The following is a 16,828-nucleotide window of genomic DNA, read 5'->3' on the forward strand; positions in this document are numbered from 1 at the left end:
GATGAAATGGAATTCTCTTATTGCCCTGGCGACCACGATAGTGGCTTCAGGCGTTGCATTCGCTGGTCCCGATCTGGGTGCAGCAGAACAGCAGGCGACCAACTGGCACGCGATTATCATGTTTGTGATTTTCGTAGGTGCTACGCTGTTTATTACCAAATGGGCAGCAAAACAAACCACCAATACCAAAGACTTCTATACTGCCGGTGGCGGTATTTCCGGTTTCCAGAATGGCCTGGCGATTGCCGGTGACTATATGTCAGCTGCATCGTTCCTGGGTATTTCCGCGATGGTGTTCCTGTCCGGTTTTGATGGCTTGCTGTATTCACTGGGTTTCATGGTGGGCTGGCCGATTGTATTGTTCCTGGTGGCAGAACGTCTGCGTAACCTGGGTAAATACAACCTGTCAGACGTAGTGTCTTTCCGCTTGCAGGAAAAACCGGTACGTACCTTGGCTGCTTTAAGTTCACTGGTTGTGGTCGCGTTCTATCTGATTGCACAGATGGTGGGTGCAGGTCAGCTGATCAAACTTCTATTCGGTCTGAACTATAACATTGCAGTCGTGATCGTTGGCTTGTTGATGATGGCCTACGTGATGTTCGGCGGTATGTTGGCAACCACTTGGGTACAGATCATCAAGGCGGTGATGTTGCTGTCTGGTGCAACCTTTATGGCATTCATGGTTATGAAAGGTGTGGGCTTCAGCTTTACCAACATGTTTGAACAGGCGATTGGTGTCTACTCAAAAGTACATGACTTGAGCCTGACAGATGCGACCAAAATCATGGGTCCGGGTAGTCTGGCATCTAATCCGATTGATGCGATTTCTTTAGGTCTGGCATTGATGTTTGGTACCGCAGGTCTGCCACATATCCTGATGCGTTTCTTCACGGTAAAAGATGCCAAAGAAGCGCGTAAATCAGTCGTAGTTGCTACAGGTTTTATTGGTTATTTCTACCTATTAACCTTCATCATTGGTTTTGGTGCGATTCTATATGTATCGAACAACCCGCAATTCCTTGATGTTGCGAAAATGGCTGTGACTGGCAAGCTGGAGCTGGTAGGTGGTAATAACATGGCGGCGGTGCACCTGTCTGATGCAGTGGGCGGCGACCTGTTCATGGGCTTCATTTCTGCAGTTGCATTTGCCACGATTCTTGCGGTCGTTGCTGGTTTGACCCTGTCAGGTGCTTCAGCAATTTCGCATGACTTGTATGCCAACGTTTTGAAGAAAGGCCAAACCACGCCTGAATCTGAACTACGTATGTCTAAAATCGCGACTTTAGGTCTTGCGATCTTCGCAATGATTCTCGGGATTTTGTTCGAAAAACAAAACGTAGCCTTCATGGTCGGTCTGGCATTCTCTGTTGCGGCATGTGCCAACTTCCCGGTACTGGTATTGTCTATGTTCTGGAAAGGCTTGACGACACGTGGTGCCGTGATTGGTGGTGTTGCAGGTCTGGTAACCGCAGTAACCTTGATTGTGCTGTCTAAAGCAGTATGGGTCGATACTTTGGGTATTTCTGATACGCCAGTGAACCCGTTCAATGGTCCTGCAATCTTCGCGATGCCATTGTCATTCTTGTGCTGCTGGTTGTTCTCTGTGACGGATAATTCGGCACAGGCTCAGGCAGAACGCAAAGCCTTTGATGCCCAGTTTGTACGTTCACAAACCGGTATTGGTATCTCAGGCGCATCGGATCACTAAGATCTGCGCTACGCTAAAAAAGCCCCGTCAGGGGCTTTTTTTATGGAGATATCATCAAGTTTTTTCTTTAGTATAAACGCCGTATTGAATTGAGCTGGCTGAATTTGTGCAGTGTTATTTCAGTAATTTTCATACAAATCGCATATCTGCAAGTGGCTTTGAGCATGCTATGTTAAAAGCTGCTAACAATAACAATGTGTTCTCTACATGAAGATAGTAACAAGAAGAGCAACAAGAAGGGCATTATGAAGCAATCTCTGCAGCAGTTCTGGAACAGCTTTACCCATTTGCCTTCGGCATGGCTGCTATGCTTGCAATTGCTGATCTTGATCTTGTCGGTATTGAGTTATGAAAGCGTGTCTTATCGGGCGGGAACCTGGGTGCTGGGTGTTCTGGTTTTGCTGGTGATTGCCAGAGTCATTCGCCAGACTCCGATGTTTACCATTTTAGGACTCAGCTTTGTCGCCGGCGCGATTTTCTTTTCCTCTCTGATTGTGCTGGGACTGCGTTATACCTGGATCCATGTCACCGCCAACTTGTTTGAAGCTGGTGCTTATTTCAGTGCAGCCTATGGCCTGCTGCGTTATATGTTTCATGACCGCTATCTGACCAAGGATGAACTCTTTGCCGCTGGGGCGGTCTTTACCTTGTTGGCCTGGGGCTTTGCCTTCCTCTACAGTATCTGCCAGCTGCTGGTGCCGCACAGCTTTTCGGACCCCGATCTGCAAGCCTATCAACCCTGGCTGGATCTGATTTTTCTTAGTTTCAGTGTGCAATCTGCAACAGGACTGTCTGATATCATGCCGGTCAGTCCGGTCGCACGGATGCTAGCCATTATCCAGATGTTTGTCGGGGTGATGTATCTGGCGCTGATTGTATCCCGCTTAATTGCCTTGCAATATATCGCACGTCTACCGCATAAAAAGAACGTGAAAAATAGAGAAAACCCGCCTGGGCAATGAGACTCATCCTTTTATTGTATTTGTTACAGTAACTTAACGGCTTTATTTTGTGTCACATCCTAAAATAGCAGGAGATCTAGCTCCCATAGACTGAATCTGTCTGATCATTTTGACCTTACCAATAATTATTTGACGCTGTTTGTCGATCCAATTTTTAAAAAATGGAGGATGTATGCCTTCCACAAAACCATCTTGGTTTGCCAATATCAATCCAAATGTTTTTATTAGTACTGTCGCCATTATTGCGATATTTTTAGCGTTGGTCGTATTTGCACCCGATGCTTTTTCAGTTTTCACCCAGCAACTGAACCAGTGGATTACTACGTCCTTTAGCTGGTTCTATGTATTGTCGGTGGCGATATTTCTCATCCTTCTGGTTTATATTGCCCTGTCGGATATGGGCAAAATCAAACTGGGACCCGACCATAGCCAGCCGAAATATAGCAGCGCCTCTTGGTTTGCGATGCTATTCACCGCAGGCATGGGCATCGGCCTGATGTTCTTTGGTGTGGCCGAACCGGTGATGCATTATGTCACGCCACCTGCCGGTGAACCTGAAACCGTACTGGCTGCACAACAATCTATGCGGGTCACCTTTTTCCACTGGGGCTTACATGCCTGGGCCATTTATACGCTTGTTGGCTTATCCTTGGCTTATTTTGCTTACCGGCATCAATTGCCTTTAAAAATCCGTTCGGCCTTGTATCCGCTGATTGGTCAAAAGATCTATGGACCGATTGGAGATGGCGTGGATACCTTTGCCACCATTGGTACGGTATTTGGTGTCGCTACTACCCTTGGTTTCGGGGTCACACAGATCAATTCAGGTTTGAATTACCTGTTTGGTGTTGAACAGGCACCTAGCACTCAGGTGATTCTGATCATTGTCGTGAGTACCATGGCAGCGACTTCCGTATTTTTTGGATTAGATAAAGGAATTAAACGTTTATCTGAACTAAATTTGGTGCTTGCACTGCTGTTGCTGATCTTTGTCTTTGTGGCAGGTCCGAGTATTTATCTGTTACAGACGACTATTCAGAATGCCGGCCAGTATGTCTCTAATCTGTTTAGCATGACCTTTAATCTGTATGCCTATCAGCCAAGTGGCTGGATTGGCGGCTGGACCATCATGTACTGGGCCTGGTGGATTTCCTGGTCGCCATTTGTCGGGATGTTCATTGCCCGGGTCTCGGAAGGGCGCAGTATTCGTGAATTTATCGTGGGTGTATTGCTGATTCCGACCGGATTTACCCTGATCTGGATGGGTTTTATGGGCAATGCCGCGCTGTATAGCATTATGCATGAAGCCAATACCAGCTTGCTAGAAGCAGTTCAGCGTGATTCATCTGTGGCTCTATTCGAATTTTTAGCTAATCTGCCTTTTAGCTCAGTAACCAGTATCATTGCGACTTTACTAGTGATGCTGTTCTTTGTGACTTCTGCCGATTCAGGGGCATTGGTGACTGATTATCTGACAGCAAAAAGTGAAAATTCACCGACCTGGCAGCGTCTATTCTGGACCGTGCTCATGGCTTTGTTAGCCATCATCCTCTTGCTGGCGGGTGGCTTAGAAGCCTTGCAATCGGCCACGATCATGAGCGCCTTGCCATTTACCTTCATTATGCTGCTGATGTGTTGGGGATTAATCAAAGCCTTACATCTGGATGTTACCAAAATGCATGCGCTGCAAGCCGCACGGATTACCCCGCGTGCGATCCAGAATCCGCGCAGCTGGCAACAGCGATTAGGCCTGATTATGCATTATCCGCACACTCAGGAAGAGGTGCAGCAGTATATTCACCATACAGTGAATAAGGCATTTCTCAGCTTTCAAAGTGAATTGAAACGGCGCCGATTACACGTGACGATTAGTCCGCTAGAAGACGGTATACAGCTCCGTGTTGATCATCAGGATGAAATTAATTTTATCTATCAGGTCAATGCGACCCAGACTTTAAGTCCAAGCTTTATGTCTGAACTGGAGAATGCGGGCGTAGATTCCTATCAGGCAGAAGTCTTTTTAAGAGAAGGCGGGCAGGGCTATGATGTGATGGAATGGACGCAAGAAGATCTATTACAGGACATCATTGACCAATATGAACGTCATTTACACTTCTTAAGTCTGGTACGTACGCCTGAGTAAACAGAGTCATAAAACAATAAAAAAGGACGCAATATGCGTCCTTTTTTGATTCAGAATCTAATCAGAAATTAGAAACGGAATTTAGCATTTACGCCGATCGTTTGGGTATCACGAACTTGAGCAGTTTGCGCAAGATTTGCTTCGTAGTTAGCATTTACATAAGATGCGCCAACTGCAACAGCAGGAGTGATGAAGTAGTTTACGTTCGCGCCCCAAGCTTTGTCTGGAGAACCAGCAAAGCTAGATTCCATATAAGATGCACCAACGCTTAACTGTGGGTTAAGGAAAAGAGTTGTACCTAAGTTGTAGGCAGTATCTTCGCCATAAACCAAGCCGCTTTCGAAGCCAAGTGACATGTTAGTACCGTCAATTGCGCCTACATATTTAGTACGTGCAGTGATAGCATCTTGGTCTCCAGCGATTGTTTGAGACTCAATAGCAGCTTTAGCAACACCGTTGTTGAACATGTTGAAAGCGTCATAAGAAGTTTGGTCTGCAACGCTTGTGTAACCTACAGCTACCAGGAAGTTGGGAGCAACTAGAGCACCCAGTTCTAATGCATAACGGTCGCCATTATCATCTGTTGGGTGACCAGCTTTGTTATCAGTGATGGTATGGCTATAAGAAGCGCTTGCATAAGCAGGAACAACTTTAGTTGGGATGTAAGCTTCACCTTTTACACCGAAAGTATGGTGCACAGTGCGGTCACCAAATTCTTGTCCGTCTTCGCCGTATGTATAAGCAGCAGAAATATTAGATGCTTGGTTTAAAAAAGCAGCTTCAGCTAAAGGACCTTTAGAAGCATCAACATTATTGAAGTAGTAAGTACCTTGAACTGCACCAGTGAAGTCTTGTTCATTCGCAGTGTTGTCGATGAACTCTGACTGACCTTGAACTTCAAATTGATATGCTTGAGCACCGGTCATGGCTAATAATAAAGCAGTGGCTAAACCGAGTTTTTTCATGATATTTACCGTTTTGTTACAAGATGTGTACAGCTTTGGAACACATTGTATTGTGACAATTTATTAAGTCAATCCAATTCGAAATCGCTATTTTTTTAAGCTAAACCATTGTATTAATTTTGTGTAAAATTCAAGTATTAGGCTCCGAAGCTATTTTATATAAAAACTCTTGTATAACAAAAATCTAGACTTTAAATATAGAATCGGGACTAAAGATTAAGGAGAAATTATGTTGTTATTTTAATCAATTAATACGATTAATTATAATATATTTATCTATTAAAACAATTAAAAATAGGTGAGCTAATTCATAAATTTGTCAAGAAGTGCAAGGTGTCTGGCGCCTCATGTCTTGATTGGATTGCTTGATTTTAAAGCATCATCAGCTTGGGTCTTAGAGTAGATGTCTGTTTTTTGAGCTAAATGGGCATGTTTTATAATCTTGACTGAAGCAATCGGCTTTACATTTTCAGGGGAATTTTACATAATATGAAAATCAAGTTAGAGTTCACATTTTCATAGTGATTTAGCCTGATTCTCCACAATTTTTTGTTTTATCGCCCAGCTTTCCCCAAGGTTGGGCTTTTTTTTGTCCCGCATTTTTTAATTCAGATCATTCTGTTTCTGAAAAAACCTTCAACTCAAAACAAGATGAGAAAAATAAATATTAGAATAATTTTAAGCACCAAAATAGTGCATATTGAAAAGTAAAAATAGAGGTCTAAAATTCAATAGCTAAAAAAAAGCCCGATTTTCATAGAAAATCGGGCTTTTTTCGCCAAAATTTGCGGGTAAACTAAAATATCTGCTGAGGAATAATTTAACTCGCCCTAATGCGGTGCATTATGCACCTATTTGTTGCAGGTGTAAATAGTGCAGAAAGCAAGTTTTTATATTTTTTAGCTGCTTAAATTCCCTTGCTTTTGTAAGACTTTATAGGGAATTGTGGTTATGAAACCCTGCATTAAAGTTTCAAATGAACTAACTTAAGTATCTGAAAATAATAGATGATAAAAATTCATTAAAAACATAAGTGAAGTAAGACTAAAGGCTTTAAGACCATCCTGTTTTATTTGTATAATAATCAATCTATTTAGCTTTGCTTGTCATATTGGGGCGTAATACAACAGCATGAATACCTTACGCTCTGAGTGGATCAGTAAACGTTTGTACTGGTCGATGTCGATTATTATTTTATGTTTGCTTTGCATCTGTATTCCCTTAATTGTGAGTAGTAGTCAAAGTTATTTAAAATCCAGACAAACCTATCAACAATTGAATGCCTTGCAGCAGGTCGCTGATCTGGCAAATAAAATTTCGCGTGAGCGTGCGCCTGCCAATAAAGCCATGTCCAGTTCGGCCGAGGAATTTTCCCAGCATCAGCAAGAGTTAATCAGCTATCGTCAACAGGTGGATCGGCAATTGTCCCAGACCGCGGATGTATTGACGGAGGTCGGGTTTAACAACCTGAGTCAGCAACTTTCACAGCTTGAAAATAGTTTGAAAAAAGGGCGTGCACAGGTTGATGCCTATACCCGGATGCCACGTCAGCAACGTAGTGCGCAAGAACTTGATCAGGCGATTTTGGCCATGTTTGCTGCCTGGGAAAGTTGCCGCGAACTTTTACGTGACGTGGCAGTAGCTTCAGATAGCTCATCGACCCCTCTGAATAACTATATTAGCCAGATTCTATTTTTATCTGATTTACGTGATCAGGCCGGTCGTGTGGCCTCGTCTATCATGGCGCATGTGACTTTTGAAGCTCCGCTTCCCACTGAAAATATTACCCGCTCTTTACAGACCCAACATCAGGTGCGTTATTTGTGGGCCTTGATTGATACCATTCAACCTGTTAAAGATAAGACTGAGGAATTCATCCGTTTACATCGGCGGGTAGAAACCGAGTTTATTCAGCAAGGCTTACCGATTGTGAGTGAGCTGATCAGTGACAGTCTGGAGCAACGTGACTACCGTTTGAGCGGAACAGAGCTGACTGAAGCGATCGTAGATAAATTTGCGACTGTGGTAGACCTGCAAACTTACCTGCTGCAATATAGCAGAGATGCCGCTATTCAAGAGATGAACAGCAATATGCAGCGTTTGATCTGGAGCGTGTTGGTATCGCTGATTTCATTGCTGACCGCGATTTCAACCATGATTTTTGCACGTAAACAGGTTTTTCTGCCGCTAATTCAGGCACGCCGCATGTTGTTGAGTTTGTCTAAAAACTCGGGTCGTCAGAAAATTGATATGCGGCTGCGTGAAGTGAATCATTCTGATTCTTTATTCGCTGCCATTCAGAAATTGCAACAGATGTTGCAAGAACGTGATGCGCTAGAGTTCCGTTTAAAGAATATTGCCCATTCCGATTCTTTGACCGGATTATCCAACCGTTTCGCGCTAGAAGAATATATTCGTTTTATGGAAAATCAGCCGGGTCAATTGAGCCAAACCTGTTTGATGATTATTGATATTGATCATTTTAAACAGGTGAATGATCAATATGGGCATATTATTGGCGATCAGGTGATTCAGCTGGTGGCCGAGCGTTTAAAGGCCAATGTCCGTGCTACAGATTTGCTGGTACGTTATGGGGGCGATGAATTTCTGGTGCTGATTGAAAATATCCAGATGCAGCAGGCATTGATTGTGGCCGATAACATTCGGGCTGAAGTGGCTGAGCGTCATATTGTGACTGCAGCAGGAGACGAGATTCAGATTTCGGTCAGTATTGGGGTTGCCATTGGTGCCGTGTCCTGGATGGCTTTATTGTCAAATGCAGATGATGCTTTGTTTGCAGCAAAGGCCAAAGGACGTAATGCGGTGGCAGAGGTTTAGTTCAAAAGACTGTTTTCTCTACTTTTGAACTGCACAAAAGTAGCAAAATGCATTTGTTCGACTGATGATAAGTCCCTTTAGCACAGTCGAACGGGCGACATCCATGTCGCCAGTCATGTGATCTAATTTGGATGATCTCTGGTTTTGTCGATCAGATAGTTAATAAAATTTGTGCAGGCAACAAGCATAAATTTTGCATCGATATAAGAAAGATTTGATTCGTCTAACATTGCATGGCGAATACCATCTGCATCGGATGTATAACCATATAAAGATTTAATACTGGCTTTTAATGCAGGATGTATTGGATATTGTTTTTCAATTTGACCAATTGCATCACCTAAAGTTACTTTGTCCTTCTTTAATATTTTTTGACACATACCTTCTAATGCCGAAACAGATTCTTTAATCGAATTTCGATAGTCAGGCTTTTGACGATCTGACATCAGTTTTAAAGCTTTATTTAAATGTTGTTGAACACCTAAATATTGATTTGTATTTTCTAAAGCAGTTTCGATGGATTGAATTTCTTGTTCGGAAGTTATTGGAATGATTTCGTCATTTATAATTCGGTAAGCACTATTTTCACGCTCTAGCATATTGTTGATATTAGTTATAAATGAATCTTTATTACTTACTCTTTGATAGGGGTAGTGCTTAATTGTTTCTTCAATCAAGCTATAAATTTCGTGCCATGCACAATTAAAAAAGTAATCTCTAATTATTTTTAAAGAATCAGATGTCCATTGAGGGATGGTATCTGTAGGGTTTTTAAAAAGATTAAGCCAATAAGATTCTACTAACGAGTATATATTTGAATTACGGGTAAAAGAGCTTTGATTATGTCCATGTTCAATCCGATTCCAAATATAGCTATGAAAAACACTCCACAAACCATTTTTTAAAGCATCATCTATACTTTCTTTTTGAATAATGTCAAGTACGGGCTTATAACCATATCTTTCAGAAAATCGCATTTTGTTCCCCCTCAAACAAATTTAAGAATAGATTTATTTTTTTAATCCACCCTAACCCTCCTTTGCGAAAGGAGGGAATGCCTCCTCTTTATCAAAGAGGAGGCTAGGAGGAGATTTTTATTTCAACAACGGCTTCAAGAATTTACCCGTATGTGAAGCTTTGACTTTCACGACCTGTTCAGGCGTACCTTCCGCAACAATCATACCACCACCCGAACCACCTTCAGGGCCTAAATCCACCACCCAGTCGGCAGTTTTAATTACGTCCAGATTATGCTCAATCACCACGATGGTATTACCCTTGTCACGGAGCTGATGCAGGATATCCAGCAGTTTGGCAATATCATGGAAATGCAGACCCGTGGTCGGTTCATCCAGAATATATAGGGTTTGACCAGTATCGCGTTTGGCCAGTTCACGTGCCAGTTTGACACGCTGTGCTTCACCACCAGAAAGAGTGGTCGCAGACTGACCCAGACGTATATAGCCCAAACCGACCTGATGTAATGTTTCCAGACGACGGTGAATCACCGGAATCGCATCGAAGAAATGCATGGCATCTTCAACGGTCATCTGCAAGACATCGGAAATATTCTTGCCCTTATAGTTTACTTCCAGCGTTTCACGATTATAGCGTTTGCCATGACAGGCATCACATGGCACATACATATCCGGTAGGAAGTGCATCGCTACCTTGATCATGCCATCACCTTCACAGGCTTCACAGCGGCCACCTTTCACGTTAAACGAGAAACGACCGGCAGCATAACCGCGTGCCTTGGCTTCTTGCGTCTGTGAAAACAGTTCACGAATCGGGGTAAATAGGCCGGTATAAGTCGCCGGATTGGAACGCGGGGTACGTCCAATCGGACTCTGGTCAATATCCACCACTTTGTCGAGGAACTGTAAACCATCAATCGATTCAAACTTTTCCGAAGTTAAAGTGGTGGCACCATTGAGCTGGGTCGCCGCCAAAGGTAACAAAGTCCGGTTAATCAAGGTCGATTTACCCGAACCGGACACCCCGGTAACACAGGTCATAATACCTAAAGGAATGGTCAGATCGACTTTTTTCAGGTTATGCCCGGATGCCCCCATCAGCTTGATCTGTTCTTCAGGCTTAGGCGCTTGAATCCGTTTTTTCGGGACTTCGATTTTTAATTTGCCGGATAAATATTTTCCGGTCAGCGAGTCAGGATTGGCCAGAATTTCATCATAAGTCCCTTCGGCAATCACATGCCCGCCATGTACACCGGCACCCGGACCGATATCAATAATATGGTCAGCGGCACGAATCGCATCTTCATCATGCTCGACCACCAAGACGGTATTGCCTAGGTCACGCAGACGGATCAAGGTCTGTAACAGACGGTCGTTATCACGCTGATGCAGACCAATTGATGGCTCATCCAGCACATACATGACGCCCATCAAGCCAGCACCGATCTGTGAGGCCAGACGAATTCGCTGCGCTTCACCACCAGACAAAGTTTCGGCAGAACGCGACAGGCTGAGATAATTCAGGCCGACCGAAACCAGAAAGTGCAGACGTTCACGGATTTCCTTGAAAATCTTGTCGGCGATTTCACCCCGTGCACCTTCCAAATGAATACCCTGATAATAGCTTTCAGCATCGCCGATCGACATGCGGGTAATGTCAGCAATGGTCTTGTCCAGAATTTTCACATTACGCGAAATTTCATTCAGACGTGAACCATCACAGGCATCACAGGCAGCATTGGATAAATACTGCGCCAGATCATCACGCACATAATTACTTTCAGTTTCACGATAACGGCGTTCCAGATGCGGCAAAATCCCTTCAAAAGGAATGACCTGATTATGACGTCGGCCACGTTCATCGATATAGCTCAGATCAATTTTTTCTTTGCCAGTGCCGTACAGAAATTTTTTCTTGGTGTCAGCATCCAGTTCATTCCATGGAGTTTCCAGAGAAAAACCAAAATGCTCGGCGACTTTCTGGATCATGCTGTAATAGTAAGGACGCTGACGGTCCCAACCACGAATCGCGCCTTGGCTAACGCTGACCTCAGGATTAGGAATCAGTTTGTCGGCACTGAAATGGCTGCGGGTCCCTAGACCATCACAGACCGGACAGGCACCAAAAGGATTGTTGAATGAAAACAGGCGTGGTTCCAGTTCAGCCACTGCACGGTCACATTCCGGGCAGGAGTGTTTGGCTGAAAACACACGATCGTTATGCTCGCCCTTCATCCAGGATAAAATCGCGATATCACCACCTAAACGTAGCGCGGTTTCAAAACTTTCTGCAATGCGGTTACCTAAGTCATCACGGACTTTAAAACGGTCCACCACCACTTCAATGGTATGTTTTTTCTTTTTGTCCAGTTCAGGTGGCGGATCAATTTCCATGATCTCGCCATCGACGCGGGCGCGGACGAAACCCTGGCTTTGTAGCTGTTCAAACAGCGCCGTATATTCACCTTTACGTTCACGCACCACCGGTGCTAATAGTAAAAGAGCAGTGCCTTCTTCTAATGCTTTGACTGCATCGACCATTTCAGTAACCGTTTGTGCCACCATCGGCAGATCATGTTCAGGACAGAACGGTGTACCGACACGCGCATACAGCAGGCGTAAATAGTCATAAATTTCGGTAATGGTACCCACGGTCGAACGCGGGTTATGACTGGTAGATTTCTGTTCGATGGCAATCGCTGGACTCAAGCCTTCAATAGAATCCACTTCCGGTTTTTCCATCTGGGAGAGGAACTGGCGGGCATAGGCAGACAGCGATTCCACATAACGGCGCTGACCTTCGGCATATAAGGTATCAAAGGCAAGCGAGGACTTTCCTGAACCAGACAGTCCCGTAATCACCACAAACTTGTCGCGTGGTATATCAAGGTTCACATTTTTCAGGTTATGGGTACGTGCGCCTCGAATACGGATGTGGCTTTGGCTCATGCAAGGATCCTAGAATATTCATCAAAAACCCTTATATGATACCGGATGAAAAATGTTCAAGTGCAAATAAAAGTATTTTAAACGTCAAGTTATGTCGGTGATTGGTCAATTCATCACAACATTAACAAACGCAGTAGTCGATTGCCTAAATATTCACAATGATCATGTACAAGGCCAATACCTAATAAGCCATTGCATAATGGCGTTCAAAGATAGACTCGATCTCTTCAAAGCAGCGTTCACGTGACACATCATGATGCAGACGTGCATAAAAATTGACTTCATTTTCCAGAATGTGCAGAAAGTCCTCATAGTCTTTTTGGAAAAAATCCAGGTCGAGCAAATCGTTACGTCGCGCCTGATGACAGCGATACTTTTCAATAAATTTCAGCAGATGTTTCTGGATATGCGTGTTGGTATGGTAAATCAGATAAGTCGCTGCCGAGCTACAATCTGGACAGCCTTGTTCCAAATAGATTTCTTCATTATTGAGCCAGCAACATTGCAGGGTAAAAAATGCCCGAATCGCTTCGGTGCCTAAAGTGTGCATATCATCTGCCTCTTTCCGGGATTGATTTTATTAATTGATAATTATTCTCAATTATTGTGCGGCAATTTTGGGCTTATAGCTAGGTCTAGCGTAGCGGCCCGTTCTATCCTTGTTTTTTTCAGACTAAGCCGTTTTTATGATCGGTTTATGACAGCAGAAATTTTTTTAAACGGCTATAACCAAAAGACCCTGTCTTAAACAGGGCTTTTTTTATTCGTCTTATTCATCCAGACCAGGCCACTGGCGTTGCTCAAAGGCACTGTCCCAGAATAACCATTCCAGACGGGCAGCATGCGTATAAGCTGCATGCATTTTTTCTAGTGTATCGGCATCAACACGCGCCGCAACACGGTCAACGGTCGCAATCACATTCCGCACCGCAGTGTGGAATTCCTCTCCTGAATAGGTATCCACCCAGGCTTGATACGGATTATTCGGCGCAGAGTTGTCGACAATATCTTTACCAACTTCGGCATAAATCCAGAAACAAGGCAGCAACGAGGCTAGCACCACCGGGTAGCTTTCTGACCAGGCGGTCGAAGTCAGATAAGAAGTATAGTGATGACATGCCAGCGTCAACGGTGTCTGCTCAAATTGCTCTTTGCTAATGCCAAAATCTTGCATAAAGCCATCATGCAGGCTACGTTCCACCACAATCGCAATTTTGGCTGCCTCGGCAAACTGGATTACATCGTCCGCTTCAAAAGCTTTGGCGGCACACACGGCCAGTGCACGGCCATAGGCCAGTAAATAATGCGCATCCTGAATCACATAATGACTAAAGGCTTCACGGCTTAAAGTACCTTGCGCCAGTTGCTGATTAAAGGGCAGGGCCAGGGTCTTCTGATAAAGTCCGAGATTACGTTGCCATACCTCTTGTGAAAAACTCATGCTGAAAATCCTTTGTAGTTCAAGTTAAACCATGCGGCACTATAGCAAAGATCGGGCTGTTTAAAAGATCGGCAAATTTTAAAAACAGAAAATAAGATAAAACAGCTCAGGAAGTGCTTTGGTTTATGCGCTAAAAGTTTCATAATTAGCTTAACTTTTCCTATTCGTATTGCTGCTCTTTCGCAGCCATACATTTATTTAATTTATCCAAGGTCGTTGTGTATGTTGAAACATTTTGGTTTCTCGATTGCATTTTCGATCGTGTGTCTTGGTTTGTCTGCGTATTGGGGTTATACCCATGGTCCTGACGCAGGCCTGCAAACCATGCTCACAGCGCTAACCATCACCGCTATTTTAGCGATTATGGAAGTGTCGTTGTCCTTTGATAACGCGGTTGTTAATGCCTCAGTCCTACGGGGTTGGGATCATTTCTGGAAAATGCTGTTCCTGACAGTCGGTATTCTGATTGCAGTCTTCGGGATGCGTCTGATCTTCCCGGTGGTCATTGTTGCAGTGACTGCAGACCTGGGCTTCATGGAAGTGGTACGTCTGGCCCTGAATGATCCGAAAGAATATTCAGCCCGTCTCATGGCACATCATCCTGAGATTGCTGCTTTTGGTGGTGCTTTCCTGTTGATGGTATTCCTGAACTTCTTCCTGGATGAAGAAAAAGACACGCACTGGTTCAGACGGCTAGAACGCCGTCTGTCTAATCTGGCTAATGTGCCGGCAATGTCGGTGTTTATCGCACTGGTGGCCTTGTTAATCATGGCAACCAATGTCGATGAAGCCAAGCGTCTGGCAGTGACTATGGCCGGGATCTGGGGCATCGTAATTTATATCGGTGTACAGGTTCTGAGTCATATGCTCGGTGGTGAACCGGAAGTCGATGAAGAAGGTAATGCCATTCGTCATGATGAAAATGGCGTACCGACGGGTGTAGTGAAAGCGGGTATTGGTGGTTTCCTCTATCTAGAAGTCCTGGATGCTTCCTTCAGTTTTGATGGCGTGATCGGTGCCTTTGCGATTACCTCAGACGTGGTCATCATCATGCTGGGTCTGGCAATTGGTGCGATCTTTGTCCGTTCAATGACCATCTATCTGGTTGAGCAGGGCACATTGGATGCCTATATCTACTTGGAACATGGTGCGCATTATGCCATCGGTGCACTGGCTTTCATTATGATTGCCAGCGGAACCGGTCTGCATGTGCCAGAAGTGGTGACTGGTCTGATCGGTGTAGCCTTTATTGTCTGGGCAGTATTTGCCTCGATTCAGTACAAGAAACGTCAGGCGGCTTTAGAAAAATAAAGTGCTGTCCCTGAATGAAAAGCGTAGCTCCGGCTGCGCTTTTTTGTTTTTAAATTGGCATCATCTTTATTTCAAATAAAATTCATGTCTTCTTCCTGAGCTGAATGTCCTATAATCTGGGCTCCAGATTAATTAACCCAATCGCCATAATTTATGATGAATGCTTTAGAACGTCGTTCAACCTTTGCCCTGAGCAGTATTTTTGCACTGCGCATGCTGGGGTTGTTTATGATTATCCCAGTGTTTTCTGTGGCAGGGCAGGCATATCAATATGCGACGCCTGCACTGATCGGTTTGGCGGTCGGGGTCTATGGTTTGACTCAGGCCTTATTGCAGATTCCATTCAGCCTGATTGCGGACCGTTATAGCCGTAAGCCACTGGTGGTTTTAGGGCTGCTATTATTTGCGCTGGGCGGTGCAATTGCGGCCATGTCGGACACCATTTATGGCGTGATTATCGGCCGGGCGATTGCTGGTGGTGGTGCAGTATCTGCTGTGGTGATGGCGTTGCTGGCAGATGTCACCCGTGAAGAAAACCGCATGAAAGCCATGGCGATGATGGGCATGAGTATCGGCCTGTCTTTTGTGGTGGCCTTTAGTCTGGGGCCTTGGCTGACGGGTCTGGTTGGCATCTCGGGATTATTCTGGGTCACCACGGTGATGGGCCTGGCGGCGATTGCCATGCTGCTGATGGTGCCGAAAGTCACGCGACATCATAAAAACTTTCAGCAGGGCTATCTGACACAATTGAAACAGGTACTCAAAATCGGTGATCTGAACCGTCTGCATGTGTCGGTTTTTACCCTGCATTTATTGCTCACCGCCATGTTTATCTATGTGCCTTCACAGCTGATCGAATTTGCTGATCTGCCGCTTTCCAGTCATGGCTGGGTATATTTGCCGCTGTTGGTACTGAGCCTGTTTTTTGCCTTTCCAAGTATTATCCTGGCAGAAAAATACCACAAAATGCGCGCGATTTTTCTGGTGGCCATTACTGGCATTATTCTGGGTCTAATGGTGATGGCATTTGGTTTTGAATCAAAATATGTCTTGCTGATTGGTCTGGGTCTGTTCTTTATTGCTTTTAATGTGATGGAAGCTCTGTTGCCGTCCTGGTTATCGAAAGCGGCACCGATCCAGTCCAAAGCCACCGCGATGGGCGTGAATGCCAGCAGTCAGTTTTTAGGGGCGTTCTTTGGCGGTATGATTGGCGGACAATTATTACTGCTGAATAATACCTCGATGGGCTGGAGTATTCTGACAGGGATCGCGATCATCTGGCTGCTGATGAGTTTTGGCCTGGCACAGCCACGTTATCTGTCATCGCTGGTGTTGCGTTTGCCGGAAAGCAGACAAACTGACGAATGGACTTCTCAGCTTTTGGCGATTCGTGGTATTGAAGAGGTCGTGGTGATGTCTGAACAGCAAGTTGCATATGTAAAAGTCGATAAACAGCAGATTGATGATGCTTCGCGACAACAATTAACGCACTTGTTGGGTAAAGAGGTAGCCATTTAAGCATAACTCTTATAAA

The 16,828-nt window shown here is 44.5% G+C and carries 11 protein-coding genes; 6 read left to right on the top strand and 5 right to left on the bottom strand.

Annotated features, from left to right (window positions below):
* Position 1 precedes the first annotated feature (1 nt).
* From F893_RS03530 to F893_RS03540, 3 genes are all read left to right on the top strand, one after another.
* A complete protein-coding gene (locus F893_RS03530) occupies positions 2-1,708 on the top strand; it encodes a cation acetate symporter (protein ID WP_004729195.1) in 1,707 nt (568 codons plus the stop codon).
* A gap of 245 nt (positions 1,709-1,953) precedes the next feature.
* The gene (locus F893_RS03535; protein ID WP_005250364.1) at positions 1,954-2,670 is read left to right on the top strand and encodes an ion channel; all 717 of its coding nucleotides are present in this window, start codon (positions 1,954-1,956) and stop codon (positions 2,668-2,670) included.
* 172 nt (positions 2,671-2,842) lie between these two features.
* Entirely contained in the window at positions 2,843-4,813 is a 1,971-nt protein-coding gene (locus tag F893_RS03540) for a BCCT family transporter (RefSeq protein WP_005250366.1), read from the top strand.
* A 68-nt stretch (positions 4,814-4,881) separates the two neighbouring features.
* Here the strand turns inward: F893_RS03540 and omp33-36 are convergent, their stop codons facing one another.
* Entirely contained in the window at positions 4,882-5,778 is an 897-nt protein-coding gene (omp33-36, locus tag F893_RS03545) for a porin Omp33-36 (protein ID WP_005250368.1), read from the bottom strand.
* 1,131 nt (positions 5,779-6,909) lie between these two features.
* On the opposite strand from omp33-36, the gene F893_RS03550 reads away from it, so the two are divergent.
* On the top strand, positions 6,910-8,616 hold the full coding sequence (locus tag F893_RS03550) for a GGDEF domain-containing protein (protein ID WP_005250371.1): 1,707 nt from the start codon (positions 6,910-6,912) through the stop codon (positions 8,614-8,616).
* Between the two features lie 122 nt (positions 8,617-8,738).
* Here the strand turns inward: F893_RS03550 and F893_RS03555 are convergent, their stop codons facing one another.
* From F893_RS03555 to tenA, 4 genes are all read right to left on the bottom strand, one after another.
* Positions 8,739-9,593 (bottom strand): AbiJ-NTD4 domain-containing protein, encoded by an 855-nt coding sequence (locus F893_RS03555; protein WP_005250372.1) that lies wholly within the window; start codon positions 9,591-9,593, stop codon positions 8,739-8,741.
* Positions 9,594-9,710: 117 nt separating this feature from the next.
* The gene (gene uvrA / locus F893_RS03560) at positions 9,711-12,542 is read right to left on the bottom strand and encodes an excinuclease ABC subunit UvrA (protein WP_005250379.1); all 2,832 of its coding nucleotides are present in this window, start codon (positions 12,540-12,542) and stop codon (positions 9,711-9,713) included.
* 181 nt (positions 12,543-12,723) lie between these two features.
* Complete coding sequence (locus tag F893_RS03565) at positions 12,724-13,092, bottom strand: hypothetical protein (protein WP_004729209.1); 369 nt, start codon at positions 13,090-13,092, stop codon at positions 12,724-12,726.
* 219 nt (positions 13,093-13,311) lie between these two features.
* Positions 13,312-13,983 (bottom strand): thiaminase II, encoded by a 672-nt coding sequence (tenA, locus tag F893_RS03570; protein ID WP_004729210.1) that lies wholly within the window; start codon positions 13,981-13,983, stop codon positions 13,312-13,314.
* 222 nt (positions 13,984-14,205) lie between these two features.
* Between tenA and F893_RS03575 the strand changes: the two genes are divergently transcribed.
* Together F893_RS03575 and F893_RS03580 are read left to right on the top strand one after the other, a co-directional pair.
* Positions 14,206-15,294 (top strand): DUF475 domain-containing protein, encoded by a 1,089-nt coding sequence (locus F893_RS03575; protein WP_005250381.1) that lies wholly within the window; start codon positions 14,206-14,208, stop codon positions 15,292-15,294.
* A gap of 153 nt (positions 15,295-15,447) precedes the next feature.
* Positions 15,448-16,812, top strand: a complete 1,365-nt coding sequence (locus F893_RS03580) for an MFS transporter (RefSeq protein ID WP_034435854.1) — start codon at positions 15,448-15,450, stop codon at positions 16,810-16,812.
* The last annotated feature ends 16 nt before the right edge of the window (positions 16,813-16,828 follow it).

Source organism: Acinetobacter sp. CIP 102136, assembly GCF_000369685.1.
GTDB classification, from domain to species: domain Bacteria; phylum Pseudomonadota; class Gammaproteobacteria; order Pseudomonadales; family Moraxellaceae; genus Acinetobacter; species Acinetobacter fasciculus.